Source organism: Streptomyces pseudovenezuelae, assembly GCF_029892565.1.
GTDB classification, from domain to species: Bacteria; Actinomycetota; Actinomycetes; order Streptomycetales; family Streptomycetaceae; genus Streptomyces; species Streptomyces pseudovenezuelae_A.
Window position 1 is genome coordinate 192,486 of sequence record NZ_JARXVH010000014.1, and the last position, 26,998, is coordinate 219,483.

General features: G+C 69.2%; 23 protein-coding genes and 1 riboswitch. Of the genes, 12 read left to right on the top strand and 11 right to left on the bottom strand.

From position 1 onward, the window contains the following. Positions 1–129 precede the first annotated feature (129 nt). On the top strand, positions 130–915 hold the full coding sequence (gene nagB / locus M2283_RS36440) for a glucosamine-6-phosphate deaminase (protein ID WP_280880762.1): 786 nt from the start codon (positions 130–132) through the stop codon (positions 913–915). A gap of 145 nt (positions 916–1,060) precedes the next feature. On the opposite strand, the gene M2283_RS36445 is transcribed toward nagB, so the two are convergent. From M2283_RS36445 to M2283_RS36460, 4 genes are all read right to left on the bottom strand, one after another. Next, entirely contained in the window at positions 1,061–2,554 is a 1,494-nt protein-coding gene (locus tag M2283_RS36445; RefSeq protein ID WP_280880763.1) for a glycoside hydrolase family 3 protein, read from the bottom strand. Between the two features lie 9 nt (positions 2,555–2,563). Next, entirely contained in the window at positions 2,564–3,421 is an 858-nt protein-coding gene (locus M2283_RS36450) for a carbohydrate ABC transporter permease (RefSeq protein WP_280880764.1), read from the bottom strand. After that, on the bottom strand, positions 3,418–4,404 hold the full coding sequence (locus tag M2283_RS36455; protein ID WP_280880765.1) for a carbohydrate ABC transporter permease: 987 nt from the start codon (positions 4,402–4,404) through the stop codon (positions 3,418–3,420). The genes M2283_RS36450 and M2283_RS36455 overlap by 4 nt, the downstream gene beginning before the upstream one ends. Before the next feature lie 74 nt (positions 4,405–4,478). Further along, positions 4,479–5,762: an extracellular solute-binding protein gene (locus M2283_RS36460; protein ID WP_280880766.1), complete on the bottom strand. Its 1,284-nt coding sequence runs from the start codon at positions 5,760–5,762 to the stop codon at positions 4,479–4,481. Positions 5,763–6,083: 321 nt separating this feature from the next. Between M2283_RS36460 and M2283_RS36465 the strand changes: the two genes are divergently transcribed. The 10 genes from M2283_RS36465 to M2283_RS36510 all read left to right on the top strand — a co-directional run bounded on the left by M2283_RS36465 (position 6,084) and on the right by M2283_RS36510 (position 18,638). Then, complete coding sequence (locus M2283_RS36465; protein WP_280880767.1) at positions 6,084–6,848, top strand: GntR family transcriptional regulator; 765 nt, start codon at positions 6,084–6,086, stop codon at positions 6,846–6,848. Between the two features lie 138 nt (positions 6,849–6,986). Beyond that, the gene (locus M2283_RS36470) at positions 6,987–9,131 is read left to right on the top strand and encodes a carbon starvation CstA family protein (RefSeq protein WP_280880768.1); all 2,145 of its coding nucleotides are present in this window, start codon (positions 6,987–6,989) and stop codon (positions 9,129–9,131) included. Further along, on the top strand, positions 9,097–9,303 hold the full coding sequence (locus M2283_RS36475; protein WP_280880769.1) for a YbdD/YjiX family protein: 207 nt from the start codon (positions 9,097–9,099) through the stop codon (positions 9,301–9,303). Before M2283_RS36470 ends, M2283_RS36475 begins: the two co-directional genes overlap by 35 nt. Positions 9,304–9,486: 183 nt before the next feature. Next, the gene (locus M2283_RS36480) at positions 9,487–9,741 is read left to right on the top strand and encodes a DUF3311 domain-containing protein (RefSeq protein ID WP_280880770.1); all 255 of its coding nucleotides are present in this window, start codon (positions 9,487–9,489) and stop codon (positions 9,739–9,741) included. Continuing rightward, complete coding sequence (gene mctP / locus M2283_RS36485; protein ID WP_280880771.1) at positions 9,738–11,366, top strand: monocarboxylate uptake permease MctP; 1,629 nt, start codon at positions 9,738–9,740, stop codon at positions 11,364–11,366. Before M2283_RS36480 ends, mctP begins: the two co-directional genes overlap by 4 nt. A gap of 70 nt (positions 11,367–11,436) precedes the next feature. Beyond that, positions 11,437–11,943 (top strand): GNAT family N-acetyltransferase, encoded by a 507-nt coding sequence (locus tag M2283_RS36490; RefSeq protein ID WP_280880772.1) that lies wholly within the window; start codon positions 11,437–11,439, stop codon positions 11,941–11,943. Positions 11,944–12,007: 64 nt separating this feature from the next. After that, positions 12,008–12,136, top strand: a riboswitch (cobalamin riboswitch). 124 nt (positions 12,137–12,260) lie between these two features. Further along, positions 12,261–14,621 (top strand): ribonucleoside-diphosphate reductase subunit alpha, encoded by a 2,361-nt coding sequence (locus tag M2283_RS36495; RefSeq protein WP_280880773.1) that lies wholly within the window; start codon positions 12,261–12,263, stop codon positions 14,619–14,621. After that, the gene (locus M2283_RS36500) at positions 14,621–15,634 is read left to right on the top strand and encodes a ribonucleotide-diphosphate reductase subunit beta (protein ID WP_280880774.1); all 1,014 of its coding nucleotides are present in this window, start codon (positions 14,621–14,623) and stop codon (positions 15,632–15,634) included. The genes M2283_RS36495 and M2283_RS36500 overlap by 1 nt, the downstream gene beginning before the upstream one ends. Before the next feature lie 273 nt (positions 15,635–15,907). Then, positions 15,908–17,974, top strand: a complete 2,067-nt coding sequence (locus M2283_RS36505; RefSeq protein ID WP_280880775.1) for a S53 family peptidase — start codon at positions 15,908–15,910, stop codon at positions 17,972–17,974. Between the two features lie 136 nt (positions 17,975–18,110). After that, complete coding sequence (locus M2283_RS36510) at positions 18,111–18,638, top strand: hypothetical protein (protein WP_280880776.1); 528 nt, start codon at positions 18,111–18,113, stop codon at positions 18,636–18,638. Here the strand turns inward: M2283_RS36510 and M2283_RS36515 are convergent. Further along, positions 18,605–18,820, bottom strand: coding sequence for a hypothetical protein (locus M2283_RS36515; protein ID WP_280880777.1), 216 nt, complete (start codon positions 18,818–18,820; stop codon positions 18,605–18,607). The two genes, M2283_RS36510 and M2283_RS36515, sit on opposite strands and share 34 nt — an antisense overlap. Before the next feature lie 93 nt (positions 18,821–18,913). Between M2283_RS36515 and M2283_RS36520 the strand changes: the two genes are divergently transcribed. Beyond that, complete coding sequence (locus M2283_RS36520) at positions 18,914–19,885, top strand: helix-turn-helix domain-containing protein (RefSeq protein WP_280880778.1); 972 nt, start codon at positions 18,914–18,916, stop codon at positions 19,883–19,885. 10 nt (positions 19,886–19,895) lie between these two features. On the opposite strand, the gene M2283_RS36525 is transcribed toward M2283_RS36520, so the two are convergent. From M2283_RS36525 to M2283_RS36550, 6 genes are all read right to left on the bottom strand, one after another. Further along, positions 19,896–21,266, bottom strand: coding sequence for a cytochrome P450 (locus M2283_RS36525; RefSeq protein WP_280880779.1), 1,371 nt, complete (start codon positions 21,264–21,266; stop codon positions 19,896–19,898). Further along, positions 21,263–22,342, bottom strand: a complete 1,080-nt coding sequence (gene cyc1 / locus M2283_RS36530) for an epi-isozizaene synthase (protein WP_280880837.1) — start codon at positions 22,340–22,342, stop codon at positions 21,263–21,265. The genes M2283_RS36525 and cyc1 overlap by 4 nt, the downstream gene beginning before the upstream one ends. 282 nt (positions 22,343–22,624) lie before the next feature. Continuing rightward, positions 22,625–23,275, bottom strand: coding sequence for a peptide deformylase (gene def, locus M2283_RS36535; RefSeq protein WP_280880780.1), 651 nt, complete (start codon positions 23,273–23,275; stop codon positions 22,625–22,627). 76 nt (positions 23,276–23,351) lie between these two features. Continuing rightward, complete coding sequence (locus tag M2283_RS36540; protein ID WP_123997846.1) at positions 23,352–24,332, bottom strand: tetratricopeptide repeat protein; 981 nt, start codon at positions 24,330–24,332, stop codon at positions 23,352–23,354. Positions 24,333–24,446: 114 nt separating this feature from the next. Beyond that, on the bottom strand, positions 24,447–25,688 hold the full coding sequence (locus M2283_RS36545; RefSeq protein WP_280880781.1) for an HD-GYP domain-containing protein: 1,242 nt from the start codon (positions 25,686–25,688) through the stop codon (positions 24,447–24,449). Continuing rightward, the gene (locus M2283_RS36550) at positions 25,688–26,998 is read right to left on the bottom strand and encodes an HD-GYP domain-containing protein (RefSeq protein WP_280880782.1); all 1,311 of its coding nucleotides are present in this window, start codon (positions 26,996–26,998) and stop codon (positions 25,688–25,690) included. Before M2283_RS36550 ends, M2283_RS36545 begins: the two co-directional genes overlap by 1 nt.

The window sequence follows — 26,998 nt, forward strand, 5'->3', positions numbered from 1 at the left end:
TCCGGGTGGAATGCGGGTGCCGTCGGTTCACCTGGGCCGGGGTGGTCCTCCTCTGTTAGATTGGTCTAAACCACACAGCCCTTCCAGGTACCGGTTGAGTCCCCTCTCTTTCAGATCGGCAGGCCCCGCGTGGAAGTTGTCATCGTTCCGGACGCCAAGTCGGGCGGCGAGCTCATCGCCGAGGCCATGGCACAGCTGCTGCGGCGCAAGCCGGACGCCCTGCTCGGCGTGGCCACCGGCTCGACGCCGTTGCCCATCTACGAGGCGCTGGCGGCCCGGGTGCGTTCCGGTGCCGTGGATGCCTCTCGGGCGCGGGTCGCTCAGCTCGACGAGTACGTGGGGCTGCCGGCCGAGCATCCGGAGTCGTACCGCTCTGTGCTGCGGCGCGAGGTGCTGGAGCCGCTCGGGATCGGGATGGACGCGTTCATGGGGCCGGACGGTACGGCTGCCGATGTGCAGGGGGCTTGCGAGGCGTACGACCGGGCGCTGTCCGAGGCCGGCGGGGTTGATCTGCAGGTGCTCGGGATCGGGACCGATGGGCATATCGGGTTCAACGAGCCTTGTTCCTCGCTTGCTTCGCGTACGCGGATCAAGACGCTGACCGAGCAGACTCGGGTGGACAACGCGCGGTTCTTTGACGGCGACATCGATCAGGTGCCGCATCACGTCATCACTCAGGGGATCGGCACGATTCTTGAGGCGCGGCATTTGGTGCTGCTCGCGACCGGTGAGGGTAAGGCCGATGCGGTTGCCGCGACTGTGGAGGGGCCGGTTGCTGCCGTTTGCCCCGCGTCGGCGTTGCAGTTCCACCGGCATGCCACGGTTGTCGTCGACGAAGGGGCCGCTTCCAAGTTGAAGTTGGCGGATTACTTTCGGCATACGTTCGTCAACAAGCCTGCGTGGCAGGGGATTTAAGGCGCGGATTCGTCTGCCTGGTTCTGTTGAGTGCGGAGTGCGGGTTGTCTGTGGCTGGTCGCGCAGTTCCTCGCGCCTCTAAATGAAAACGACGAGACGGGCGTCGACTCCTTCCGAAGGAGCCGGCGCCCGTCTGCCGTAGGAGCTACGCCCCGGCGATGATCTCCGCCGCCGCCGCACCGCAGACCCTCGCCGCGCCGTGCGTGGCGATGTGGAGGGCGCCTCGGGGCGGGGACATGGGCACGCCCATTTCGACGACGATCGTGTCGGGGCGGGCGGCGATGAGGGTGTCGAGGGTTGATGACATCCAGGCGTGGCGGTGTTCGTCTCGGACCACGGCGACGATGCGGCGGGGGCCTGCCGCGGTCAGGATCGCCGCGCCCGCGTTCTCGCCGGAGTAGCTGTCTGTTTCTGTGCCGGGGAGCAGGCGGGACAGTTCCGCGGCTACGCCCCAGGGTGTGTGGTCGCCGACCGCGATGTTCGGGACCGGGGTGAGGAGGGCCACGTAGGGCGCCTCGGTGAGGGGGACGAACGCGGTGTCCGCAGCGGCGGTGACCCGTACCGCTCGTCGGGCGGCTCGTAGGCCCACCTCTTCGGTGTCGGAGGCGTACGGCTCTGTGGTGGCCGTCGTCGCCGTCCAGTGGGCCAGCTCGCGGACCCGTTCCGCCGCGTCCGCCAGGCGTTCCTCGGGGAGTTCGCCGGCGCGTACGGCCGCGACCAGGGCGTCGCACAGGCGGCTCACCGTCTCCTCGTCGCTGAGGCCGCCGCCCACGCAGATCGCGTCGGCGCCTGCGGCGATGGCCAGGACGCTGCCGCGTTCGATGCCGTACGTGGCGGCGATGGCCTGCATCTCCATGCCGTCGGTGACGATCAGGCCGGTGTAGCCGAGTTCGGTGCGCAGCAGATCGGTCAGGATGCGGCGCGAGAGGGTGGCCGGGCGGTCCGGGTCCAGGGCCGGGACCAGGATGTGGGCGCTCATCACCGCTCGCGAACCCGCGGCGATCGCGGCGCGGAACGGGGAGAGGTCGCGGTCCGCCAGTACCTCCGCCGACACGTCCACCAGCGGCATCGCGTGGTGGGAGTCGACGGCCGTGTCGCCGTGGCCCGGGAAGTGCTTGGTGCAGGCGGCGACGCCCGCGGCCTGGAGGCCGGTGACGTAGGCGGCGGTGTGCCTTGCGACCAGGGCGGTGTCGGCGCCGAAGGAGCGTACGCCGATCACCGGGTTGGACGGATTGGAGTTGACGTCGGCCGAGGGGGCCCAGTCGAGGTTGACCCCGCAGGCCGCGAGGCGGCGGCCCATGTCGTGGGCCACCTCCCGGGTCAGCGTGACGTCGTCCACCGCGCCGAGCGCGAGGTTGCCGGGGTAGGAGGAGCCGGTGCGCACTTCGAGGCGGGTGACGTCGCCGCCCTCCTCGTCGATCGCCACGAGCACGTCGTCGCGTTCGGCGCGCAACTGGGCGGTCAGCGCGGTGACCTGCTCGGGGGTGGCGATGTTGCGGCCGAACAGGCCGACGGAGGCGAGCCCTTCGCCGAGCCGGCGCAGCACCCAGTCGGGCGCGGTGGTGCCGGTGAAGCCGGGCTGCAGGACGGTCAGGGCGTCGCGCGTCAGGATGTCCGCGCCGCGGGCGAGAGTCGTCATCGGGTGGCGTTATCCCTTCACGGCGCCAGCGGTCAGACCCGCGGCCATCTTGCGCTGAACGAGGAGGAAGAGGACCACGATCGGCACGGCCATCATGGTGGCGCCGGCCATCATCGGCGCGTATTCGGTGCCGTGCTTCGTGGTGAAGTTGCCGAGCCAGACGGTCGCCGTCTGCTTCTCCTGGCTGAGCAGCATCAGGGCGTAGAGGTACTCGTTCCATGCCTGGATGAAGCCGTAGACCGAGGTGGCGACCAGGCCGGGGGCGAGGAGGGGGAAGACGACGCGGACGAAGGCGCCGGTGCGGGAGCAGCCGTCGACCATCGCGGCCTCCTCCAGCTCCTTGGGGATGTTGACGATGAAGCCGCGCAGCGTCCACACCGTGAAGGGGAGGATGAAGGTCAGGTAGGTGAGGATCAGGCCGGAGAGCTTGTCGTACTGACCCAGGTCGTTCAGCAGCAGGAAGACCGGGATGATCATGGCGACGAGCGGGACCATCTGCACCGCGAGGATGCCCACGATCACGATCTTGCGGCCGCGGAAGGCGAACCGGGAGATGGCGAGCGCGGCGAGCAGGCCGACGACGATGCCGATCACGACGACCGTCAGGGAGACGATGAGGCTGCGGCCGACCGGGCCCCAGAAGTCGGCGATCTCCAGCGCGCGGTCGAAGTTGGACAGGGTCACGCCGGTGGGCAGCAGGCTCGGGTCCGGGTCGATGGCGTCCTTGGCCGGCTTGAACGCCGTGTTGATCATCCAGTAGACGGGGAAGCCCGCGACGAGGAAGACCAGGAGGCCGAGGATGTTCCAGCCTGCCTTCGACCGGCCCTGCCGGTTGCGGCGGCGGCCCATGGAAGCGATGGCGCTCATTCGACCTCTCCGATCTTGAGCATCTGACGCATGTAGACGGCGACCACGCCCAGCAGCAGCATCACGGTGATCAGGGCGATCGCCGAGCCCTGCCCGTAGTCGTTGACGACGAAGGCACGGTCGTAGGAGTAGGTGGTCAGGATCTGGAACTCCTGCTCGGGGTGGCCGTTGCGCATCACGAAGACCTGCGGGAAGACACCCATGTCCCAGATGACCGACAGGGTCGTGAGCATCACGATGATCGGCTTGAGGATCGGCAGCGTGACGTAGCGGAAGACGCTGAACGCGCCCGAGCCGTCGAGCCGGGCGGCCTCCTCCAGCTCCTTGGGGACCTGGGTCAGACCCGCGCTGAGCGTGATGACCACGAACGGCACCGCGCCCCACACCACGAGGAGCATGATCACGGCCAGGCCCTGCGGTCCGCTGGCGAACCAGTTGTGGCCGATCAGGTCGACCCCGGGCAGCTTGCTGAGCACCGCGTTCAGGACGCCGTAGTCGGCGTCGAACAGCCACTTGAAGACCGTGGTGGCGACGATGATCGGCATGCCCCAGCTGGCCACCAGGGCGATGTTGACGAGGGTCTTCACCCAGCCGGAGACCTTCTGCAGCAGCAGCGCGATCAGCATGCCGGCGACCATCGTGAAGATCACGCAGCCGGCCGCGAAGACCACCGTGCGGATGACGACCTGCCAGAACTCGCTGTCGCCCAGCACGTTGGTGAAGTTGTCGAACCCGACCGACTCGGCCGGCTGGAAGCCCCACAGCTGGGACTGCCCGAACTTCTGGAACGACAGCGTGACCAGGCGGACCAGCGGATAGCCCATGACCAGCACGAGGATCAGCAGGCAGGGCGCGAGCAGCAGCCACGGGGTCCCGGCTCCGCCGCCCGTCCGCTCTCTCCTCGGCCGGTCCGGAACGTCCGGTGGCGGTGCCTGGCGCGGGGTCGGCACCTTGGCGGGGGTGGTCGTGTCTGCGGCACTCATCGCGCGCTCCTCAGCGGTCCCTCAGGTCGTACGAGGAGCAGGGCCTCGCCCCCAGGCAAGGCCCTGCTCTCAGGTCACTTGGTGTTGATGACCTTGTCGATCGCGGCGTCCGCTTCCTTCGCGGCGTCCTCGACCGACTTCTTGCCGGTACCGATGCTCTGCAGCATGGTCTGCAGGACCTGGGCCTTCTCGACCTGGCCCCAGCCGGGCGCCATGGGCACGAACCAGCTGGACTCGGCCGCGGTGGCCGGGACCTCGGTGGCGGGGTCGGACTTCAGGGGGGCGAGATCGGTCTTGTTGTTGGGCAGGTTGCCCTTGGCGATCAGGCCCTTCTGGCCGGTGGTGCCGGTGAACGCGTTGATCCACTCGGCGGCGACGCCCTGGGCCTTCGACTTCACCGGGACGGCGAGGTCGGAGCCGCCCAGGAAGACCGGCATGTTCTTGCCGGACGGACCGGGCATCACGAAGTTCTCGAGGTTGTCCTTGAGCTTGCCGGTCTTGTCGTTCTTCGGGTCGGCGGCGGTCGCGCCCTCCCAGGCGGCGCCGAAGATCATGCCGGACTTGCCCTGGCCGTAGACGATGTAACGGTCGGACTCGTCCTTGGTCTTGTCACCGTGCATGTACTTGTCGATGACGTTCTTGAACTCGGTCAGGCCCTTGACGGACTCCGGCGAGGAGAGGTTGGCCTTCCACTGGCCGCCGTCCTCCGTGGCGATGGAGCCGCCGGCGTCGTAGACGTAGGACATGGCCGCGTACCAGTCACGCGTGGGCTGGTACCAGGCGGAGAACTTGTCGCCCTCCTCCTTCTGCACCTTGTCCAGCGCGGAGGTGAGTTCGGCGTACGTCTTCGGCGCGGCCTTGACGCCCACCGAGGCGAACAGGTCCTTGCGCCAGTTGCCGACGCGTCCACCCGCGTAGTACGGCACGCCGTAGGTCTTGCCGTCGTACGTCACCGAGGCCTTGAGGCCGTCCAGCCACGCGGAGGAGTTGTCGAACTTCGCCGCGTCCACGGGCGCGAAGGCGCCCTTGACCATGTAGGACAGCATCTCGGTGTTGCCCATCTCGACCACGTCCGGCACCTTGTCGGTGGCCAGGACGGCGTCGAGCTTGGTGTTCTTGTCCGGCCAGCCGTAGTACTCGTGCTTGATCTTGATGCCGGGGTGCTTCTTCACGATGGCGGCGTCGGCGGCCTTCACCAACTCGGGCCAGTTGTTCTGCGCGTCGACCGTGAGCCAGACCGTCAGCGCCTTGACGTCCGCGCTGCCCGAGCCCTTGCTGTTGTCGTCGCTGTCCCCGCATGCCGCGATGGAGACCATCATTCCCGCGATACCGATCGCGGCTATCAGCTTGCGCTTCACGCCACCCTCCTCAGGGATGCCACAAACCCCCCTGGCCTCCCCGCATCGCGTTAGGCCGGGACCTGGACCAGTGGTGTAGACCAGTACCGGGAGCTTGGACCAGACCAGATGCCCTGTCAAGGGTGCTCGAAACCGCCCTGACCAGCCGTTATGGGACCTACATATGCAGGAACCTTTAAGTAAGAAGGCAGCGAAAACACTGAGGCCGGAGTATGTTCCTCCGCTAGACCACTTGGCTCTGTGGACTAGACCAAAACAGGTGGCGACGGTATACAGAGGGGATCACGAAATGAGCCGCATCCTGAGCCGGGAAGGCAGAGCATGAGCACCGACGTCAGCAGTGCGGAGAACGAGGGTGGGGCGACCGTCCGTACCGCGCGCGTGCCCAAGTACTACCGCCTGAAGAAACACCTGCTCGACATGACGGAGACGCAGACGCCCGGTACGCCGGTGCCGCCCGAGCGGACCCTCGCGGCCGAGTTCGACACCTCGCGCACCACCGTCCGCCAGGCGCTGCAGGAACTGGTGGTCGAGGGGCGCCTGGAGCGGATCCAGGGCAAGGGCACGTTCGTCGCCAAGCCCAAGGTCTCGCAGGCGCTCCAACTCACCTCGTACACCGAGGACATGCGCGCCCAGGGCCTCGAACCCACCTCGCAGCTCCTGGACATCGGCTACATCACCGCCGACGACCGGCTCGCCGACCTGCTCGACATCACCACCGGCGGCCGGGTGCTGCGCATCGAGCGGCTGCGCATGGCCAACGCCGAGCCGATGGCCATCGAGACCACCCACCTCAGCGCCAAGCGCTTCCCCGCCCTGCGCAGGTCACTGGTCAAGTACACGTCCCTCTATACGGCGTTGGCCGAGGTCTACGACGTCCACCTGGCCGAGGCCGAGGAGACCATCGAGACCTCGCTGGCCACCCCGCGCGAGGCCGGCCTGCTCGGCACCGACGTCGGCCTGCCGATGCTGATGCTCTCCCGCCACTCCCTGGACCGGGACGAACAGCCGGTGGAGTGGGTGCGGTCGGTGTACCGCGGCGACCGCTACAAGTTCGTGGCCCGCCTCAAGCGCCCGCAGGACTGAACCGGACGCCGGGCGATTCGCGGCACTGAGCCGGTCGCGACTTGGGATAGCGCACACCGCGTGGTGCACGCGGTGTAGCGCAACTCCCTTTCCTGCTCTACGTTCCTCCCGTCGCCGCATGGACGGGAGGACATCCCAGTGCGTACCGCGAACGTCCGCAGCATCGTCGTCTGGACCCTTGTCGCGCTGATCGGTGCGACGGGCTGGTCCGTGCTCGCGCTCTCCCGGGGCGAGGACGTCTCGGCCGCCTGGATGGTCGCCGCCGCCCTCGGCACCTACGCCATCGCCTACCGCTTCTACGCGAAGTTCATCGCGCGGAAGGTGCTCAGGGTCGACGGGACCCGGGCCACCCCGGCCGAACGCCTCGACAACGGCATCGACTTCCACCCCACCGACCGCCGCGTCCTGCTCGGCCACCACTTCGCCGCGATCGCCGGCGCGGGACCGCTGGTCGGGCCGGTCCTGGCCGCGCAGATGGGCTATCTGCCGGGCACGATCTGGATCATCGCGGGGGTGGTCTTCGCCGGAGCCGTCCAGGACATGGTGGTGCTGTTCTTCTCCACCCGCCGCGACGGCAGGTCGCTGGGGCAGATGGCCCGCGAGGAGATCGGCCCCTTCGGCGGCGCGGCGGCCCTGATCGCCGCCTTCGCCATCATGATCATCCTGCTCGGCGTGCTGGCCCTGGTCATCGTCAACGCGCTCGCCGCCTCCCCGTGGGGCACCTTCTCCATCGGGATGACCATCCCCATCGCCCTGCTCATGGGCTTCTACCTGCGGGTCCTGCGCCCCGGCCGGATCGCCGAGGTCTCGCTGATCGGCGTGGCCCTGCTGCTGCTCGCCCTGGTCGCGGGCCGCTGGGTCGCCGAGTCCTCGTGGGCCGCCGCCTTCACCCTCGCGCCCTCCACGCTGGTGGTCTGGCTGGTGGCGTACGGCTTCGTCGCCTCGATCCTGCCGGTCTGGATGCTGCTCGCGCCCCGCGACTACCTCTCCACCTTCATGAAGATCGGCACCATCGCGCTGCTCGCCCTCGGGGTCGTCATCGCCCTGCCGACGCTGAAGATGGACGCGGTCACCGACTTCGCCAAGCACGGCAACGGCCCGGTCTTCGCCGGCTCGCTCTTCCCCTTCGTCTTCATCACCATCGCCTGCGGGGCGCTGTCCGGCTTCCACGCGCTGATTTCGAGCGGTACGACGCCGAAGATGATCCAGAAGGAGACGCAGGTCCGGATGATCGGCTACGGCTCCATGCTGATGGAGTCCTCGGTCGCGATCATGGCGCTGCTCGCGGCGAGCATCATCGACCCCGGTCTGTACTTCGCGATGAACGCGCCGGCCGGTGTCATCGGCACCACCGTGCAGAACGCCTCGCAGGTGGTGGGCAGTTGGGGCTACCAGATCTCGCCGGGCGCCCTTGCCCAGGCGGCGCAGCGGGTCGAGGAGTCGAGCCTGCTCTCCCGCACCGGCGGCGCGCCCACCCTGGCCGTCGGCGTCTCGGAGATCTTCTCCAAGGTCACCGGCGGGAGCCTGCGGGCCTTCTGGTACCACTTCGCGATCATGTTCGAGGCGCTGTTCATCCTGACCGCGCTCGACGCCGGCACCCGGGTCGGCCGGTTCATGCTCCAGGACATGCTCGGCAACGTCTTCAGGCCGTTCAAGAACGTGAGTTGGAAGCCGGGCCTGGCCATCACCAGCGCGATCGTGTGCGCGCTGTGGGGCTACTTCCTGTGGGTCGGCGTCCACGAACCCCTCGGCGGGATCAACCAGCTCTTCCCGATCTTCGGCATCTCCAACCAGCTCCTCGCCGCGGTCGCCCTCGCCGTCTGCACGACCCTGCTGGTGAAGTCCGGCCGCCTCAAGTGGGCCTGGATCACCGGGATCCCGCTCGCCTGGGACGCCACGGTCACCCTCACGGCGAGCTGGCAGAAAGTCTTCTCCAGCGATCCGCGGGTCGGCTTCTTCAAGCAGCGCCAGGTCTTCCAGAACGCCATCGACTCCGGCAAGGTGCTGCCGCCCGCCAAGACCATGGACGACATGCACACCGTGGTCACCAACTCCACGGTGGACGGCGTGCTCACCGCCGTCCTCGCGGTCCTGATCGTCGTCGTGATCGCCGACGCGGCCCGCGTCTGCATCCGCCACGTCCGCCGCCCGGCCCTGTCCACGCTGAGCGAGTCGCCGTACGTCGAGTCCAAGCTCACCGCACCGGCCGGCCTGTTCCCGACCCGGACCGAGAAGGAGGAGGAACGCCGTGCGGCCGTCGGTACTGCTGCGCCGGGCGATTAAAGGGGTGCGCTGGTACGTGCGTGAGCTGACCGACGAGTCGGCCTACGACCGGTACGTCACGCACGTACGCAAGGACCATCCGGACGCGGCGGTGCCGTCCCGACGCGAGTTCGAGCGGATGCGTACGGACCGTCAGGAGGCGGATCCGCGGCAGGGCTTCCGCTGCTGCTGAGGGGCCTCTCGTGGACCTCCCGCGGACCCTCCGTTGGGCCATCTGTCGGGCTTTCACAGAATCGACATACCGATATGCGGACGAGGTCTTCCGCATCCGTGACACCGTGACCTAGATTGCCTGCGCGTTACCCAGGTGATCACAGGCGATCCCTGGTGACAGGTGAGGGGACGGAGCCGCGGAATGTCAGATGTACCCGAAGTGAAACCGCCGGTGGTGACACCGGTCCGCGTGGTGATCGCCCTCTGTCTGATCGCCCCCTTCGTGGCGATGCTCTGGGTCGGCTCCTACGCCAAGACCGACCCGGACTTCATCGGCATCCCGTTCTTCTACTGGTACCAGATGCTGTGGGTGCTGATCTCCACCGTGCTGACGATGACCGCGTACAAGCTGTGGCAGCGTGACCAGCGCGCCCGCACGGGGGGTGCCGCGAAGTGAACGACGGCGTGAACGGCGTAGCGCTCGCCGTCTTCATCTTCTTCTTCCTGGCCGTCACGGTCGTCGGCTTCCTGGCGGCCCGCTGGCGCCGGGCCGAGAACGAGGCCAGCCTCGATGAATGGGGCCTGGGCGGACGGTCGTTCGGCACCTGGATCACCTGGTTCCTGCTCGGCGGCGACCTCTACACGGCGTATACCTTCGTGGCGGTCCCGGCGGCGATCTACGCGGCCGGCGCGGCGGGCTTCTTCGCGGTGCCCTACACAATCCTCGTCTATCCGCTGATCTTCACCTTCCTGCCCCGCCTCTGGTCGGTCTCCCACAAGCACGGCTATGTGACGACGTCCGACTTCGTGCGCGGCCGGTTCGGCTCGAAGGGGCTGTCGCTGGCGGTGGCGGTCACCGGCATCCTGGCGACGATGCCGTACATCGCGCTCCAACTCGTCGGCATCCAGGCGGTCCTGGACGTGATGGGCGTCGGCGGCGGCGAGGACACCAACTGGTTCGTGAAGGACCTCCCGCTGCTCATCGCCTTCGGCGTGCTGGCGGCGTACACCTACTCCTCGGGGCTGCGCGCGCCCGCGCTGATCGCGTTCGTGAAGGACACGCTGATCTACATCGTCATCGCGGTGGCGATCATCTACATCCCGATCAAGCTGGGCGGCTTCGACGACATCTTCGCCAAGGCCGGCGAGGCGTTCGCGCAGACCAACCCGGCGACCGGCGCCCCACGCGGCGCCCTCGTACCGGCCGAGGCGGGTCAATGGACGTACGCCACACTCGCGTTGGGCTCCGCGCTGGCGCTCTTCATGTACCCGCACTCGATCACCGCGACGCTCTCCTCCAAGAGCCGTGAGGTGATCCGCCGCAACACCACGATCCTGCCGCTGTATTCACTGATGCTCGGCCTGCTGGCGCTGCTCGGCTTCATGGCGATCGCGGCCGGAGTGAAGGTCAGCAACGGGCAGTTGGCGATCCCGCAGCTGTTCGAGGACATGTTCCCGGACTGGTTCGCGGGCGTGGCCTTCGCGGCGATCGGCATCGGCGCGCTGGTGCCCGCGGCCATCATGTCCATCGCGGCCGCGAACCTCTTCACCCGCAACATCTACAAGGACTTCATCAAGCCGGACGCCACACCGGCACAGGAGACCAAGGTCTCCAAGCTGGTGTCCCTCCTGGTGAAGGTCGGCGCGCTGGTCTTCGTCCTGACGATGGACAAGACGGTGGCGATCAACTTCCAGCTGCTCGGCGGCATTTGGATCCTGCAGACCTTCCCGGCCCTGGTCGGCGGCCTGTTCACCCGCTGGTTCCACCGCTGGGCCCTGCTCGCCGGCTGGGCGGTCGGCATGATCTACGGCACCGCCGCCGCGTACGGCGTCGCCTCCCCGACCCAGAAGCACTTCGGCGGCTCGTCCAAGGAGATCCCCGGCATCGGTGAGATCGGCTACATCGGCCTGACGGCGTTCGTACTGAACGTGGTGGTGACCGTCGTCCTGACCTTCGTCCTCAAGGCCCTCAAGGCCCCGGACGGCGTGGACGAGACGCGGCCGGAGGACTACACGGCGGACGCGGGCGACCCGGGCGTCGAGGTGGAGCTTCCGCCGGCCACGGCGGGGACCTCTCACTAGGCGCGTGTGCCACGGGCCGTCGGAGAAATCCGGCGGCCCGTGGCCGTGCCCGTCGGGCACACTCACCCGCATGGACATCGCGATCCGAGCGGCACGACGCGCCGAATACGAGCCCCTGGGCGAGATCACCGCACAGGCCTACCTCCAGGACGACCTCCTGACCTTCGGCGAGAGCGACTGGTACCTCGGCGAACTCAGAGACGTGGCCAAGCGGGCTGCCGTCGCCGACGTCCTGGTCGCCGTCGACGGGGACCGGCTGCTCGGCGGGGTCACCTTCGTCACCTCCGGTGTCCACATGGCCGAGCGGGCCACCGCCGCCGAGGCCGAGATCCGGATGCTCGCCGTCGACCGGGCGGCCCGCGGCCGAGGTGCCGGAGAGGCGCTCGTCCGCGCCTGTGTCGACCGGGCGAGGGCCACCGACGGCTGCACCGGCATCGTCCTGTCGACCCAGCCGATCATGCGCGCCGCCCACCGCATCTACGAACGCCTGGGCTTCGTACGCGCCCCGGAGCGCGACTGGAACCCGATCCCGGACGCCGGCGACTTCGTCCTGCTCACCTATCAGTTGACGTTCTGACACGCTCCGAAGCCGGCGCGCGACACAACATCTAGGGGTGCTACTACAACCCAGCACAAGATGTATGCTCATGCTCGCTGTCGTCGCAGGGGAATCCGGTGCGAATCCGGAACTGTCCCGCAACGGTGTACTCATGCGTGTTCGCACACGTATGGGCGTCAGTCCGAGGACCTGCCGACAGTGCGCCCGGCCGCCGTGGTCCGGGTGCATGACGTCCGGGCCTCGTGGAATGGGCCGGGGACGCGACGCCGTCGTGCGCTCGTGGCTGCCCCCTGCCCTCCGCCAGGCCCCCCGTGCCCAGCGAGGGAGAGCCCCACGTGACCATCGCGCCAGCCGACCCGGCTTCAGTCACCGCGCCGGAGACCGACGGCCCCGGTACCGCGTTGCTGCGGATCCTGACCGAGCTGACCGCCGACCTCCCCGACGCCGATCCCGGCCGGGTCGCCGCCGCCGCGCTGCGCGGCCGCTCCGCGCGGGCCGACGAGGCCGAACTGCGCGAGCTGGCCACGGAGGCGGCCGCCGGTCTCATCTCGGAGGACCCCGCCTACTCGCAGGTGGCCGCCCGGCTGTTGACCGTCTCCATCCGCGCCGAGGCCGCCTCGCAGGGCGTCACGTCGTTCACCGAGTCGGTCGTCGTCGGCCACCGCGAAGGCCTCATCGCCGACCGCACCGCCGAGTTTGTCCGCCTCCACGCGGCCCGCCTCGACGAGCTGATCGACCAGCACGCCGACGACCGCTTCGGCTACTTCGGCCTGCGCACCCTGCACAGCCGCTACCTGCTGCGGCACCCCATCACCCGCAAGGTCGTCGAGACCCCCCAGCACTTCATGCTGCGCGTCGCGGCAGGCCTCGCCGAGGACGACACCGCCCGCTCGGTGGACGAAGTCGCCGCGCTCTACCGCCTGATGAGCCACCTCGACTACCTCCCCTCCTCCCCCACGCTCTTCAACTCCGGCACCCGGCACCCCCAGATGTCGTCCTGCTACCTCCTCGACTCCCCGCTGGACGAGCTGGACTCCATCTACGACCGCTACCACCAGGTCGCCCGCCTCTCCAAGCACGCCGGCGGCATCGGCATCGCCTACTCCCGCATCCGCTCCCGGGGTTCACTGATCCGCGGCACCAACGGGCACTCCAACGGCATCGTCCCGTTCCTGAAGACCCTCGACGCCTCCGTCGCCGCGGTGAACCAGGGCGGCCGGCGCAAGGGCGCCGCCGCGGTCTACCTGGAGACCTGGCACTCCGACATCGAGGAGTTCCTGGAGCTGCGGGACAACACCGGTGAGGACGCCCGCCGTACGCACAACCTGAACCTCGCGCACTGGATCCCGGACGAGTTCATGCGCCGGGTGAACGAGGACGGCGTCTGGTCGCTCTTCTCCCCCGCCGACGTGCCCGAACTGGTCGACCTGTGGGGTGCGGAGTTCGACGCCGCCTACCGCAGGGCGGAGGCCGCCGGGCTCGCCCGCAAGACCATCCCGGCGCGCGACCTCTACGGCCGCATGATGCGCACCCTCGCGCAGACCGGCAACGGCTGGCTGACCTTCAAGGACGCCGCCAACCGCACCGCCAACCAGACCGCCGAGCCGGGCCACACGGTCCACTCCTCCAACCTCTGCACGGAGATCCTGGAGGTCACGGACGACGGCGAGACCGCGGTCTGCAACCTGGGCTCGGTCAACCTCGGCGCCTTCGTGGTCGGCCGGGACATCGACTGGGACCGGCTGGACGAGACCGTCCGCACGGCCGTCACCTTCCTCGACCGGGTCGTCGACATCAACTTCTACCCGACCGAGCAGGCGGGCCGCTCCAACGCCAAGTGGCGCCCGGTCGGCCTCGGCGCGATGGGCCTGCAGGACGTCTTCTTCAAACTGCGCCTGCCCTTCGACTCCCCCGAGGCCAAGGCCCTCTCCACCCGCATCGCCGAGCGCATCATGCTCGCCGCGTACGAGGCGTCGGCAGACCTGGCCGAGCGCAACGGACCGCTTCCCGCGTGGGAGAAGACCCGTACGGCCCGGGGCGTCCTGCACCCCGACCACTACGACGTCGAGCTGACCTGGCCGGAGCGCTGGGCGGCACTGCGGGAACGTATCGCCCAGGTCGGCATGCGCAACAGCCTCCTCCTCGCGATCGCCCCCACGGCCACCATCGCCTCGATCGCGGGCGTCTACGAGTGCATCGAGCCGCAGGTCTCCAACCTGTTCAAGCGCGAGACGCTGTCCGGCGAGTTCCTCCAGGTCAACTCCTACCTGGTCGACGAGTTGAAGCGCCTCGGCGTCTGGGACGCCCGCACCCGCGAGGCCCTGCGCGACGCCAACGGCTCGGTCCAGGCCTTCGCCTGGATCCCGGCGGACGTCCGCGCCCTGTACCGCACGGCCTGGGAGATCCCGCAGCGCGGCCTGATCGACATGGCCGCCGCGCGCACTCCGTACCTCGACCAGTCCCAGTCCCTGAACCTGTTCCTGGAGACGCCGACCATCGGCAAGCTCTCGTCGATGTACGCGTACGCCTGGAAGCAGGGCCTGAAGACGACGTACTACCTGCGCTCGCGCCCGGCGACGAGGATCGCCCGCGCGGCCCAGGCCCAAGCCCCCATCCCTGTCCAGCAGCCGACCCCGGACGAAGACGTGGTCGCCTGCTCCCTTGAGAACCCCGAGTCCTGCGAGGCGTGCCAATAATGTCCACCGAAGCCAAGAACCTGCTCGACCCGGGCTTCGAGCTGACCCTCCGCCCCATGCGCTACCCCGACTTCTACGAGCGCTACCGGGACGCCATCAAGAACACCTGGACCGTCGAGGAGGTCGACCTCCACTCGGACGTCACCGATCTCGCGAAGCTGACGCCGGGTGAGCAGCACATGATCGGGCGGCTGGTCGCGTTCTTCGCGACGGGCGACTCGATCGTGGCGAACAACCTCGTGCTGACGCTGTACAAGCACATCAACTCCCCCGAGGCACGGCTGTACTTGAGCCGCCAGCTCTTCGAGGAGGCCGTGCACGTCCAGTTCTATCTGACCCTGCTGGACACCTACCTCCCCGACCCGGAGGACAGGGCCGCCGCCTTCGACGCGGTGGAGAACATCCCCTCCATCCGCGAGAAGGCCGAGTTCTGCTTCAAGTGGATCAACGAGGTCGAGAAGCTCGACCGGTTGGAGACCAAGGCCGACCGCCGGCGTTTCCTGCTCAACCTGATCTGCTTCGCCGCGTGCATCGAGGGGCTGTTCTTCTACGGGGCCTTCGCGTACGTGTACTGGTTCCGGAGCCGGGGGTTGCTGCACGGTCTGGCGACCGGCACGAACTGGGTTTTCCGCGACGAGACCATGCACATGTCCTTCGCCTTCGAGGTCGTCGACACCGTCCGCAAGGAGGAGCCTGAGCTCTTCGACGACGAGCTGAGGCAGCAGGTCACGGACATGCTGAAGGAGGCCGTCGAGGCGGAGCTGCAGTTCGGGCGTGACCTGTGCGGTGACGGACTGCCGGGCATGAACACGGAGTCGATGCGGCAGTACCTGGAGTGCGTGGCCGACCAGCGCCTTCAGCGGCTCGGGTTCGCGCCGGTCTACGGCTCCGAAAACCCCTTCTCCTTCATGGAGTTGCAGGGCGTCCAGGAGCTGACCAACTTCTTCGAGCGCCGCCCGTCCGCGTACCAGGTGGCGGTGGAGGGTTCGGTCGACCTCGACGAGGACTTCTAGACCCCGTCCGCTCAACCTCCCCCGGTCCGCCAAAGATTGGGACGGCCCATGGAGCTTCCATGGGCCGTCCATGGACCTTCTATGGCGCGGCAAAGTTCTTCCGGCGCATCTGGTTCCGCCTCCACACCCCCGGTTACGTTCTGGCCGTCCTGTTCATGCCATGCACAGCGGCAGCCCAGGGTGTTCAAAATGTCATGCTCATGACTGCGCACTCCGCCGCCGCTACGCGCGTCACGGGCCTGCCTGAAACCCCACCGATGGAGGCAGTACCCCATGCGTGAGTCACGCCCGAGCAAGCGCGGCCGGAGTCTGCGAAGACTTCTGGCCCTGGCCGTTCCCGCCTTCGCCCTCACCGCCGCGGGCCTGATGGCGGCACCGGCCGCCGGGGCACAGACCGCACCGGCCACCCCCCACACCACCCGCGTCACCCAGAATTCCCAGGCCCTCACCTCCCCCTCCCGCCAGACCTTCCACTCCACCGGCAAGGCCGGTCAGAAGGTGCCGACCACACACCTGTGCGCCACCGCGGCCCCGGGTCAGGCGTCCTGCTTCGCGCAGCGGCGCACCGACATCGAGCAGAGCCTGGCCGCCGCGCTCGCCACCGCGCCCTCGGGACTCAGCCCGGCCAATCTGCACAGCGCCTACAACCTGCCCTCGACCGGCGGTTCCGGTCTGACCGTCGCGGTCGTGGACGCGTACAACGACCCCAACGCCGCGTCGGACCTGGCCACTTACCGCTCGCAGTACGGCCTGTCGGCGTGCACGAAGGCCAACGGCTGCTTCAAGCAGGTCAGTCAGACCGGTTCCACCACCTCGCTGCCCTCGAACGACACGGGTTGGGCGGGTGAGGAGGCGCTGGACATCGACATGGTCAGCGCGGTCTGCCCCAACTGCAACATCACGCTCGTGGAAGCGAATTCGGCCAACGACTCCGACCTCGGCGCCGCCGAGAACGAGGCCGTCGCGCTCGGCGCCAAGTTCGTCTCCAACAGCTGGGGCGGCGACGAGGCCTCCTCCCAGACCGGCGAGGACACCTCGTACTTCAAGCACCCGGGCGTCGCCATCACGGTGAGTTCGGGCGACGAGGCGTACGGCGCGGAGTACCCGGCGACGTCCCAGTACGTGACGGCCGTCGGCGGCACCGCCCTGTCGACGTCCTCCAACTCCCGCGGCTGGACCGAGTCCGTGTGGAAGACCAGCAGCAGTGAGGGGACGGGGTCCGGCTGCTCCGCGTACGACGCGAAGCCCAGCTGGCAGACCGACACCGGCTGTACCAAGCGCATGGAGTCCGACGTCTCCGCGGTCGCCGACCCGGCCACCGGCGTCGCGGTGTACGACACCTACGGCGGCTCCGGCTGGGCGGTGTACGGCGGTACGAGCGCCTCGGCGCCGATCATCGCGGGTGTGTACGCGCTGGCCGGTACCCCGGGGTCGAGTGACTACCCGGCGAAGTATCCGTACAGCCACACGAGCAACCTGTACGACGTCACCAGCGGCAACAACGGCTCCTGCTCGCCGAGTTACTTCTGCACCGCGGCCACCGGCTACGACGGTCCGACCGGCTGGGGCACCCCCAACGGCACCACCGCCTTCACCTCGGGCACCAGCACCGGCAACACCGTGACGGTCACCAACCCGGGCGGCCAGTCGACGACGACCGGCGGCTCGGCCAGCCTGCAGATCAGCGCGAGCGACAGCGCCGGTGCGACGCTGACGTACAGCGCCTCGGGGCTGCCGTCCGGGCTGTCCATCGGCAGTTCGTCCGGCCTGATCTCGGGTACGGCGTCGACCGCGGGCACGTATCAGGTCACCGTGACCGCGAAGGACTCCACCGGCGCGACCGGCTCGACGTCCTTCACCTGGACCGTCGGTTCCAGCGGCGGTACCTGCACCTCGGTCCAGCTGCTCGGCAACGCCGGCTTCGAGTCGGGCAGCACCACGTGGACCTCGTCCAGCGGGGTCATCACCAATGACAGTGGTGAGAGCGCCCACGCCGGTTCGTACTACGCGTGGCTCGACGGGTACGGCTCCACGCACACCGACACGCTGTCCCAGTCGGTGGCGGTGCCGTCCGGCTGCAAGGCCACCTTCACCTTCTACCTGCACGTCGACACCGCGGAGACCTCCACCAGCGCCGCGTACGACAAGCTGACGGTCACCGCCGGTTCGACGACCCTGGCCACCTACTCCAACCTCAACAAGGCGTCCGGGTACGCCCAGAAGTCCTTCGACCTGTCCTCGTACGCCGGCTCGACCGTCACCCTGAAGTTCAGCGGTGTCGAGGACTCCTCGCTCCAGACCAGCTTCGTCCTCGACGACACCGCCGTCACGACCGGCTGACCTCCGCGACACTCCGGGCCCCGGTCGCCGCCTTCGCGGCCGGGGCTCCGGCGTGCGGACGGACGGGCACGGGGCGTGAATGCGACGGCGTGGATCCAGGCGTACGGGTCATACGTCCAATGGCAGAGGAGGCCCCATGCGTATCCGTCGCACGACCCCCGCTCTCGCCCTGACCGCCCTGACGCTCGTGATCGCCGGCTGCGGCAGCCAGTCCGGCCGCGACGAAGGCTCCGCGCGCAGTGTGTCGCCGTCCACGACGGCCAGGCCCTCGACGGCCAGGCCTTCGGCGACCGAGTCCCCGACCGCCGAGCCCCCGACGACCCGGTCCCCGACGGCCGACCCTTCGCGGTGTGCGACGGTCTCCGGTTCGCTCGGCGCCGACGACCGCGGCCGTACCGTGTGCCTCGCGACCGGAGAGGTGGTCCGGGTCGAGCTGGACGGCACCTCTGATCGGCCGTGGAAGGCGGTGTCCGCCGAGGGCGCCGGTCTTGAGGCCGCCAACAGCGGCATCGTGATGCAGCCCGGTGACGCGAACGCCGCCTACAAGGCCGTCTCGACAGGAAAGATCCGGCTGAGCTCGACGCGTCCGTTGTGCGGCGCCGAGTCCGGCCGGATCTCCTGCAAGGGGATTCAGGAGTGGTGGGTCACCGTGGTGGTGAGGTAGCCGTGCCGCCGTGCGGGGCGGGCCGGCTCGGGGTGCTCCCGGCGGGCCTGCTCGGCCTCGCGGATCTGCCGGTCGATCCGGCGGTCGTGCGCGATGCCGATGACGGACGGGAGCACCAGCAGGACGAGGAGGGCGAGAACAGCAAGCATTCCGATCAGTCCTTCTATCTGTGCGGTATCCATAGACACCACTGTCGCGCTGTTAGCTCCTTACCGTCAGTGGCAGGACTGCCGTAGACCCTCGACTTCCTGCCAACGTCGAGGCACAGTGGAGACATGCTGAAAAACGTGGCCGCCATCGTCCTGGACGGTGTGAACCCCTTCGAACTGGGCGTCGTCTGCGAGGTGTTCGGCACCGACCGCAGTGACGACGGACTGCCGGTGTACGACTTCGCGGTCGCCTCGGCCGAGGGCGCACGGCTGAACTCCCACGCGGGCTTCACCATGAACGTCGAGCACGGCCTGGAGCGCCTGGAGTCGGCGGACCTGATCGCCGTGCCGGCGGGGTCCTGCTACGAGACCCGGGAGTTCCCGCCCGAGCTGCTGGAGGCGCTGCGCCGCGGGGTGGACCGCGGGGCGCGGGTGCTCAGCGTCTGCTCCGGCGTCTTCGTGCTCGCCGCGGCCGGGCTGCTGGACGGCCGGCGCTGCACGGTGCACTGGCGGCACGCGGACGAGCTGGCGATCGCGTATCCGAACCTGCGCGTCGAGCCCGACGTCCTGTACGTCGACGAGGGCTCGGTGATCACCTCCGCGGGGACCGCCGCCGGCATCGACGCCTGTCTGCACATCGTGCGCAAGGAGCAGGGCCCCGAGGTCGCCAACAAGATCGCCCGGCGGATGGTGGTCCCGCCGCACCGGGACGGCGGTCAGGCGCAGTACATCGAGCGGCCGCTGCCCCGCTCCCAGGTCGACACGGTCGCCGAGGTACTGGTGTGGATGGAGCGGCACCTCGACGAGGAGGTCACCGTGGAGCAGCTCGCCGAGCGCGCCCACATGTCGCCGCGCACCTTCGCCCGCCGCTTCCAGCAGGAGACCGGGACGACTCCCTACCGCTGGATCCTGCGCCAACGCGTGCTGCTGGCCCAGCGGTTGCTGGAGGGGACGGACGAGACGATGGACGCGATCGCGGGCCGAACGGGGTTCGGCACCGCGGCCGCGCTGCGCCATCACTTCGTACGGGCGCTGGGGACGACCCCCAACACCTACCGGCGCACCTTCCGGGGACCGGGCTCGGAGGAGGCCGCCTGACCCCCACCCCTCACCTCGGCACGGGTTTCAGCAGCAGGCTGTGCGGGCGCAGGGTGATGCCCACCCGGGTCGTGTCGTTGGAGCCGGCCACCTGCTCGAAGCGGTACGCGGTCGCCACCGCCGCCGTGATCAGGCTCAGTTGGGCCATCGAGAAGTGGTCGCTGGGGCACTTGCGGTTGCCGACGCTGAACGGGCTCATGGCGTACCTGGGCACGTCCTTGGCCCGCTCCGGCAGCCAGCGGTCGGGGTCGAACTCCAGGTTGTCGGCGTACGACTTCCCGTCGCGTTGGATCGCGTACGGGCTGTAGATGATGTCGGCCCCGGCCGGAATGCGATAGCCACCGAGTTCGGTGTCGGTGACCGCCCGCCGCGTCAATATCCATACGGCGGGGCGCAAACGCATGGCCTCGACGACGACATTGTTGGTGTGCGTGAGCTTGCGGACGTCGTCGAATGCGACCGGCCGGCCGCCGGTGACGGATTCGACTTCGGCGCGCACCCGGTCCCCGTGTTCCGGGTGTTCGGCGAGGACCTGGAGCAGCCACATGATCGTGGAAGCGACGGTTTCGCTGCCGGGTGTGAGTATCGCGACGACCTGGTCGTGGATCTCCTGTTCCCCGATGGGGTCGCCATTCTCGTCCTTCGCCGCCAGCAATGCTGTCAGCAAATCGTCCGGCTTTTGACCAGATGCCCGGCGTTCGGCGACGATCTCGTCGACGAGCAGGTGTAAATCGGCCAGCGCCCGGTTGAATTCCCGGTTGGCCGGCAGGGGCAGCCGGTACAGCGGTCCGAGCGGGACGACCATCCGCCGGTACATACCGCGGAAGACGGTGGCGAGCGCGACGCACAGCCGCTCCGCCCGCTCGTCCATGAAGTCGCCGCGCAGCAGACAGCGGGCCGCGATGCGCACGGCGACCCGGAAGGACTCGGAGGTGCAGTCGACGGTCTCGCCGCCGCGCCAGCGCTCGGTGAGCGCGTGGGCCTCCTCCTCCATGATCGGCCCGTAGGCGGGGATGGCGTCCAGCCGGAACGCGGGCTGGATGGTGCGGCGTTGACGGCGGTGGCGCGGACCGTTGGCGGTCGCCACGCCCTCCTTGCCGAGCAGGCCCTCCAGTGACTCCCAGAGCGGGCCGTCGATCTTGTAGTCGGTGCTCAGCGCCATGGCGCCGGTGAGCGCCGGGGTGGTGACCGCGTACACGGTCTTGGGGCCCAGCTTCAGCCGGACGACGTCGCCGTGCTCGCGCAGCCGGGACATGAAGGCCAGCGGGTCGCGGACCAGTTTCAGGCCGTGCCCGAGGACCGGGACGCCGCCGCCCGCGAGGGGCGGTTCGCGCAGCTCCGGGGCGTCCACGGCCGCGGGCTTCACAGACTCGACGGTCATTTCTCACCTGCCGCTTCGTTGGTGACGTACGGGGGTGTGGACCGGTCGTCCCAGCTGTCGACCATGTAACGGCCGGACTCGTGGTGGAACCAGTAGACGGAACTGAACCAGTTCCGCATATTGGCGACGCAGGCCCTGACGGCGGCACCGAGTTCTTTTCCCCGGACCGTGCCGTCGGCGAGATCGTCGGCGAACCGTAATGCTTCGCGTTCCGCGGCGACGAATTCGGATATGCATTCCTCGACGCGTCGCCTGACTTCGGCGACCGCCTCTTCGAGTGTCAGCCCCTCGTGTTTTACGAGGCTGATTCCCAGGTTGTGCACCTCGGCGCCCGCGATTTCCTTGGGGAGCGAGCAGAGGTCGTTGTACCACGCGGCGAATTCCTGGCTGAGCAGCGCGGCCCGCCGGAATGCCGGGTGTTTCCGTACCGAGTCCGGGAGTTCCACGCCCGCGCTCGGCTCCAGGAGGTCGGTCCAGATCCAGTGCGCGAAGGTGAGCCGGCGCAGTGCGAGGTATTCCTCGACCGTCGGGATGATCCCCTCGATACGGTTCTGGAACTCCCGGTCGTATGCCTCGATCACTTCGTGGAAGTGGCGCGCGAAACGGGCGTTCCACGTTCCGGGAAGGAACGAGTAGAGCCGCGCCACGCTGTCCGCGAGCCCCGCGACCAGGGAGTCCTTGTGGTGCAGATGCTTCTCGGGAGCATCCAGCGCCGCATGCAAACGGAACCTCAGCCGCCGCCACTCGGCGGGACGCCGGTGGACGATGTCCCGGTCATGTCGATCGTCCCAGACGAAGAACCACGCGCTGTAGTCCGCTATCGCCTGGAGTACCTCGTCGGGGGCACCTAGGTAGTACCCGGCCATCAAGTCCGTATAGCACAGACCATCGGCATATTCCTCGACCTTGTCCGCCGGCATCAGCCGCTTTTCCAGCAGCCAGGTCCTGGTCTTCTCCTGGAGCCGAGGCCAATACGGGTGCAGTTCCCGGGGAAACGCAGCCTCGATCACCGGAAGAGCAAGTGAGGGTGGAACCGCGATCGCTGTCGATGTGGTGCTGTGTGGGAAAGCAGGCACGAACAAACCCCTCTCAGCCGCCAAGTCGGCGTACGCCCCTCCCGCTGTGCCGGGCGCACGCCGTTGCGCATCCCCGCACTTCCTATTCAGCACCACAACTGACCGTTCTGGGAACGGATTTGCTCCCTTCACTACCCCACGATGCCTAGAATCTCCCCTTGCGTGACCGAATCTGGATCACTAGATGCGCACATGGGATCGAATGTGCGACGCACACGCGAACGGCACCTGTCCCGGCAGGGTTGCCGGAACAGGCGCCGTTCGGACGGGACCTGTGGGGTGTCAGTCGTTCGCGACCACCGGGTAGCGCGGCTCGTTCTCGGCCATCTGCCGCAGCGCGTCCTTGCGTTCGCGCTTGGAGAGCCGGTCGATGTAGAGGTAGCCGTACAGGTGGTCGGTCTCGTGCTGCAAACACCGGGCGAAGTAACCGGTGCCGCGGACCTTGATCGGGTTGCCCTGCTCGTCCTGCCCGGTCACCTCGGCGTAGTCGGGCCGGGCCAGCGGCGCGTACGCGGTGGGCACCGAGAGACAGCCCTCGTTGCTCTCGTCCAGGTGCCGCTTGTCGGCGGGCAGGTCGACCGGCTTGGGATTGCAGACCACACCCACGTGCCGCTTGCCCTCGTCGTCCTGGCAGTCGTACACGAAGACCTTCTGGTCGACGCCGATCTGGTTGGCGGCCAGGCCGACACCCTCGGCGGTGCGCTGCGAGGCGAACATGTCCGCGATCAGCTGCGCCAGCTCCGCGCCGAACTCGGTGACGTCCCTGCACTCCTTGTGCAGCACCGGGTTCCCGACGACGGTGATGGCCCGCGAGGTACCCCGCTCCCGCCAGGCGTTCTCCCGCTCCTCCGCCTCCTCGACGTCGATGACGAAGCCCTCGTCGTCCACGGGAAGCACGCCCACGTGCTGCTGATCGGTGTCCTGCTGCGCCATGACCGACGTACGCCTTCCTGCGACCTGAGAAATTCTGCGGGGTACAGCCTAAACGGAGCTGCCGTTCGGAAGCTGTTCAGCAGACCTCTTCGAGATCCCGCCAGTCCCGGGAGTCAGGGCTGTCGGCGACCCACCCGTCCAACAACCCCCGTACGAGCGAGGCAGGCGCCGCAACGCCACACTCCCGCTCCGGCACCCACATCTGCCCATCGGTCCGATGCCCGAGCGGCCCAGGATGCCCAGGCTCACTGTGGTCATGCGGATCCAGGTGCTCCCCATCGCCCTCATCGGACGGCATCCGCGACTCGGAACAGGTCCGACAGAGCAACCGCACGGACGACGACCAGTCCTCCGCAGCGAACCCGGCGTCGGCGGCAAGCTGCTCCAGCGCATCCCGGTCCGCCTCGCTCGCCGCCTCCAGCAGCACCACCCACGTGGGCACAGGAGACGGCGCCCAGAGCTCGATCTCGTCGAAGACCGGGTAGGCGTGCCCGGCGGTCGTGGTCCGCTCGCCGTGCGGCACGCCGTCGTGCAGGACGACCTCGCCCCAGCGCCGCCCGGAGGACGGCAGCGGAATCGACAGCACCTCGATCCGCGCGGGATCCAGCCGCCGGCCCCAGACGACCTCGGCCTCCCCCTCCGGGGACAGCCGTACGGCCGCGCTGCCGAGGTCCATCCCGACCGGCTCGCCGGAGTTCGTCGCACCGCCCGGCACCCGCAGCCCGTACGCCTGCCAGGCCCGCCGGGCGAGCGGCCAGTCCTGGAGGGCGGTGGCCGCGATGCCCACGTTCCACCAGTCAGGTGCACCCGTCTCGCGGTCCAGGAGGGCGACGGCCCTGAGGCCCGCGGCCCGGGCCTGCTCCCAGTCGTGCCGGAACTTGTGCAGCAGGGCGAGGTTGAACCAGGACTCGGACAGCCAGGGTTCCAGATCGGCGGCACGTGTCAGCAGCGCGCCCGCGTCCTCGTAGCGGCCGTCGCCGATCAGCGTGAAGGCGCGATCGGTGGCCTGCCGCCAGGAGGCGGAGGGCCGGTGCCGTCCCTTGCCGAAGATCCTCACGATTCCCGCCTGCCAGTTCCGTTCTGTGGGCTGGCCAGTGCTGCCCCCGGACACCTTCTCATTCTCTTTCGCATCCAACCACGTAGGTCTGGGAGGCCGCTCATTACCCATGGGTTACCCCGCCATGGGCAGGGTCAGACAGTCCCGTGCCAGGACGCGGGCCAGCGACTCCACGACCTCGGGCGCGTAGTCCCCGGCGGTGGCGAGGCGCAGCTCCTCCAGCGCGGTGAGAGGCCCGCCGGGACCGGCGCCCTGCACCTTCTCCTCGTACGCGTTCACCGCCCGCACGATCCGGGCGGCGACCGGTTGCTCCCGGTAGGGGTCGGCCTGCCGCTCCACGACCACCGCGACCGCCGCGTCCACCCCGGTCTGGCGTACGACGGCCCCGCCGAGCAACGCGATCCGCAGCTGTTCGGCGGCGGGCAGGACGGCGGTGGCGCCGGCCGGCACCGGGTCGACGAGGCTGAGCTGGCCGATGTCGTGCATGAGCGCCGCGTACTCCAGGACGGTGAGCTCGGGCCGGGTCAGGCCGAGGTCGCGGCCGACGGCCCGGCTGAGCTCGGCGACCCGGCGGGCGTGCCCCGCGGGGGTGTATCCGGCTATCTCGGTGGCGCGGGCGAGGGAGACGATGGTCTGCCGGTAGGTGGTGCGCACGGCCGCGTACCGCTTGAAGGAGAGCTGGGTCAGCAGCAGCGGCAGCGAGAACACGGGCAGCGCCCACAGACCTACGACGGCCACCGCGAGCGCCATCACCGCGCCCGTCGCGCACACGGCCGAGCCGATCCCGAGCAGCGCCCGCAGTTCGTCGCGGAGCAGCGGGCCGAAGGGCCAGCCGGTGCGGGAGCGGGCGAGCGCGGCGGCCAGCACGCAGTCGCACAGGGCGGTGAGGGCCAGGAGGGCGAGCAGGAGGAGTGCGTAGGCGGGGCCGACCCACTCGCCGAACACGCCCCGGTTGTACAGGGGTTGGAAGCAGATCGCGGCGAAGGCGACGGTCAGCACCCGGCGGGCCAGATGGTCGAGGAACGGTCCCTGGCCGCGGGCGATGTGCGGCACGCTGCCGAGGAGCGAGGCGGCGAACACGACGGTGACGATCTGCGCGACACCGTGCTCGGTGGGCCGTCCGGCGTCGGCGCCGAGCAGCGCGTACGACAGCGCCCCGGCGGCCCCGAGCGGCGCGGCCTCGCGCACCCGCGCACCGGTCCACCTGGTCAGCTCGCCGACGGTGATGAGTACCCCGAAGGCGAGAGCGGCCGGCCGCTCGTCGAGGCCGCTCCAGAGGGTGACGCCGAGGGATCCGGCGGCCAGGAGGGCGGCGGCGGCGTGGATGAGGAGCTCGGGCGAGGGCCGCGCGGTCATCACCCCACCTCCGAGCGACCGGAGACCGGCGAGACGGGGACGACCCGCACGCCCCGTTCCTCGTCGGCCGTCACCGCCGGGTGCCAGCCGTCCCTGGCCAGCGCACGCGTCAGCGCGGTGACCATCCGGGGGTCGAACTGGGCGCCCGCGCACCGCTGGAGCTCCTCCAGCGCGGCGGCGACCGGGCGGGCCCGGCGGTAGGAGCGGGTGGACGTCATCGCGTCGAAGGCGTCGGCGACGGCCACCACCCGTGCCGGTTCAGGGATCTGACCGCCCATCAGCCCGTAGGGATAGCCGCTGCCGTCGAGCCGTTCGTGGTGGTGGAGCACCGCGGCCCGGGCCTCGCCGAGGAAGCCGATGCCGCGCACCATCTCGTGTCCGTACTCGGGATGCAGCTCGATCACCCGCCGCTCCTCGGGGGTGAGCGGGCCGTCCTTGCGCAACAGCCTTGTGGGGACGCCGAGTTTGCCGACGTCGTGCAGGATGCCGGCGAAGCGGAGTACTTCAACTCGCGCGTCGTCCATGCCCAGTTCGCGGGCGATCATCATCGAGGCCTGGCCGACCCGCTCGCTGTGTCCGCGGGTGTACCCGTCCTTGATGTCGACGGCCTGCACCAGCGCCCGGATGGTCGCCTGGTGGGCCGCCCGCTCGCGGTGGTACTGCGCGAACACCCACCAGGACACGCACATCGGCAGCAGCACGAGCAGCGCGGCGACGGGTCCGTACCGGCTGCGCCACAGCACGGCCATCATCAGCCCGGCCAGCCCGTGCACGGCGATCGGCGCCAGGGAACGTAGAAAGAGCCCCCGCCAGGCCCGGCGCACCGGCACCCGCTCGGCGAGCGCGCGGATCCCGCCGTCGAGCACGGTCAGCGCCAGGCAGAAGGCGAGGACCGCTGCTCCGGCGGGGACCAGTGCGTACGGGAAGTCGGAGGCGACGACCGCGTCCCGGCCGCCCAGCGCCCAGTGGACGCGGGCCGCCGCCCATACGGCGAGGGCCAGTTGGGCGGCCCGCCAGATCCGGCGCAGCCAGGGCTGGCGCCGGTCGACGCGCGAGAGCAGCGCCCCGGGCAGCGGGACCAGGACCGCGGCGGGCGGCGGCAGCAGGAACGCGCCGGCGAGCAGGACGGGGTAGAAGGTGCCGGCGAACCGCCACCGTGCGGCGGCCTGCTCGCAACCGGCGTACACCAGGGCGAGCAACCCGACGGCCCACCACGGCGTCTCCACCGTGGGGAGCGGCAGCGGACAGGCCAGCGCACCGAGGACCGCACAGGCGACGTACGCACGAGCCCGTGCCGGAACCGCCTCCAT

Coding starts and splice junctions, on each gene's coding strand:
- M2283_RS36520 (WP_280880778.1), top strand. CDS start 18,914: ATGCTGAAAAACGTGGCCGCCATCGTCCTGGACGGTGTGAACCCCTTC.
- M2283_RS36510 (WP_280880776.1), top strand. CDS start 18,111: ATGCGTATCCGTCGCACGACCCCCGCTCTCGCCCTGACCGCCCTGACG.
- M2283_RS36505 (WP_280880775.1), top strand. CDS start 15,908: ATGCGTGAGTCACGCCCGAGCAAGCGCGGCCGGAGTCTGCGAAGACTT.
- M2283_RS36545 (WP_280880781.1), bottom strand. CDS start 25,688: ATGACCGCGCGGCCCTCGCCCGAGCTCCTCATCCACGCCGCCGCCGCC.
- M2283_RS36490 (WP_280880772.1), top strand. CDS start 11,437: ATGGACATCGCGATCCGAGCGGCACGACGCGCCGAATACGAGCCCCTG.
- M2283_RS36515 (WP_280880777.1), bottom strand. CDS start 18,820: ATGGATACCGCACAGATAGAAGGACTGATCGGAATGCTTGCTGTTCTC.
- M2283_RS36455 (WP_280880765.1), bottom strand. CDS start 4,404: ATGAGTGCCGCAGACACGACCACCCCCGCCAAGGTGCCGACCCCGCGC.
- M2283_RS36550 (WP_280880782.1), bottom strand. CDS start 26,998: ATGGAGGCGGTTCCGGCACGGGCTCGTGCGTACGTCGCCTGTGCGGTC.
- M2283_RS36525 (WP_280880779.1), bottom strand. CDS start 21,266: ATGACCGTCGAGTCTGTGAAGCCCGCGGCCGTGGACGCCCCGGAGCTG.
- M2283_RS36465 (WP_280880767.1), top strand. CDS start 6,084: ATGAGCACCGACGTCAGCAGTGCGGAGAACGAGGGTGGGGCGACCGTC.
- M2283_RS36445 (WP_280880763.1), bottom strand. CDS start 2,554: ATGACGACTCTCGCCCGCGGCGCGGACATCCTGACGCGCGACGCCCTG.
- M2283_RS36500 (WP_280880774.1), top strand. CDS start 14,621: ATGTCCACCGAAGCCAAGAACCTGCTCGACCCGGGCTTCGAGCTGACC.
- M2283_RS36480 (WP_280880770.1), top strand. CDS start 9,487: ATGTCAGATGTACCCGAAGTGAAACCGCCGGTGGTGACACCGGTCCGC.
- def (WP_280880780.1), bottom strand. CDS start 23,275: ATGGCGCAGCAGGACACCGATCAGCAGCACGTGGGCGTGCTTCCCGTG.
- M2283_RS36450 (WP_280880764.1), bottom strand. CDS start 3,421: ATGAGCGCCATCGCTTCCATGGGCCGCCGCCGCAACCGGCAGGGCCGG.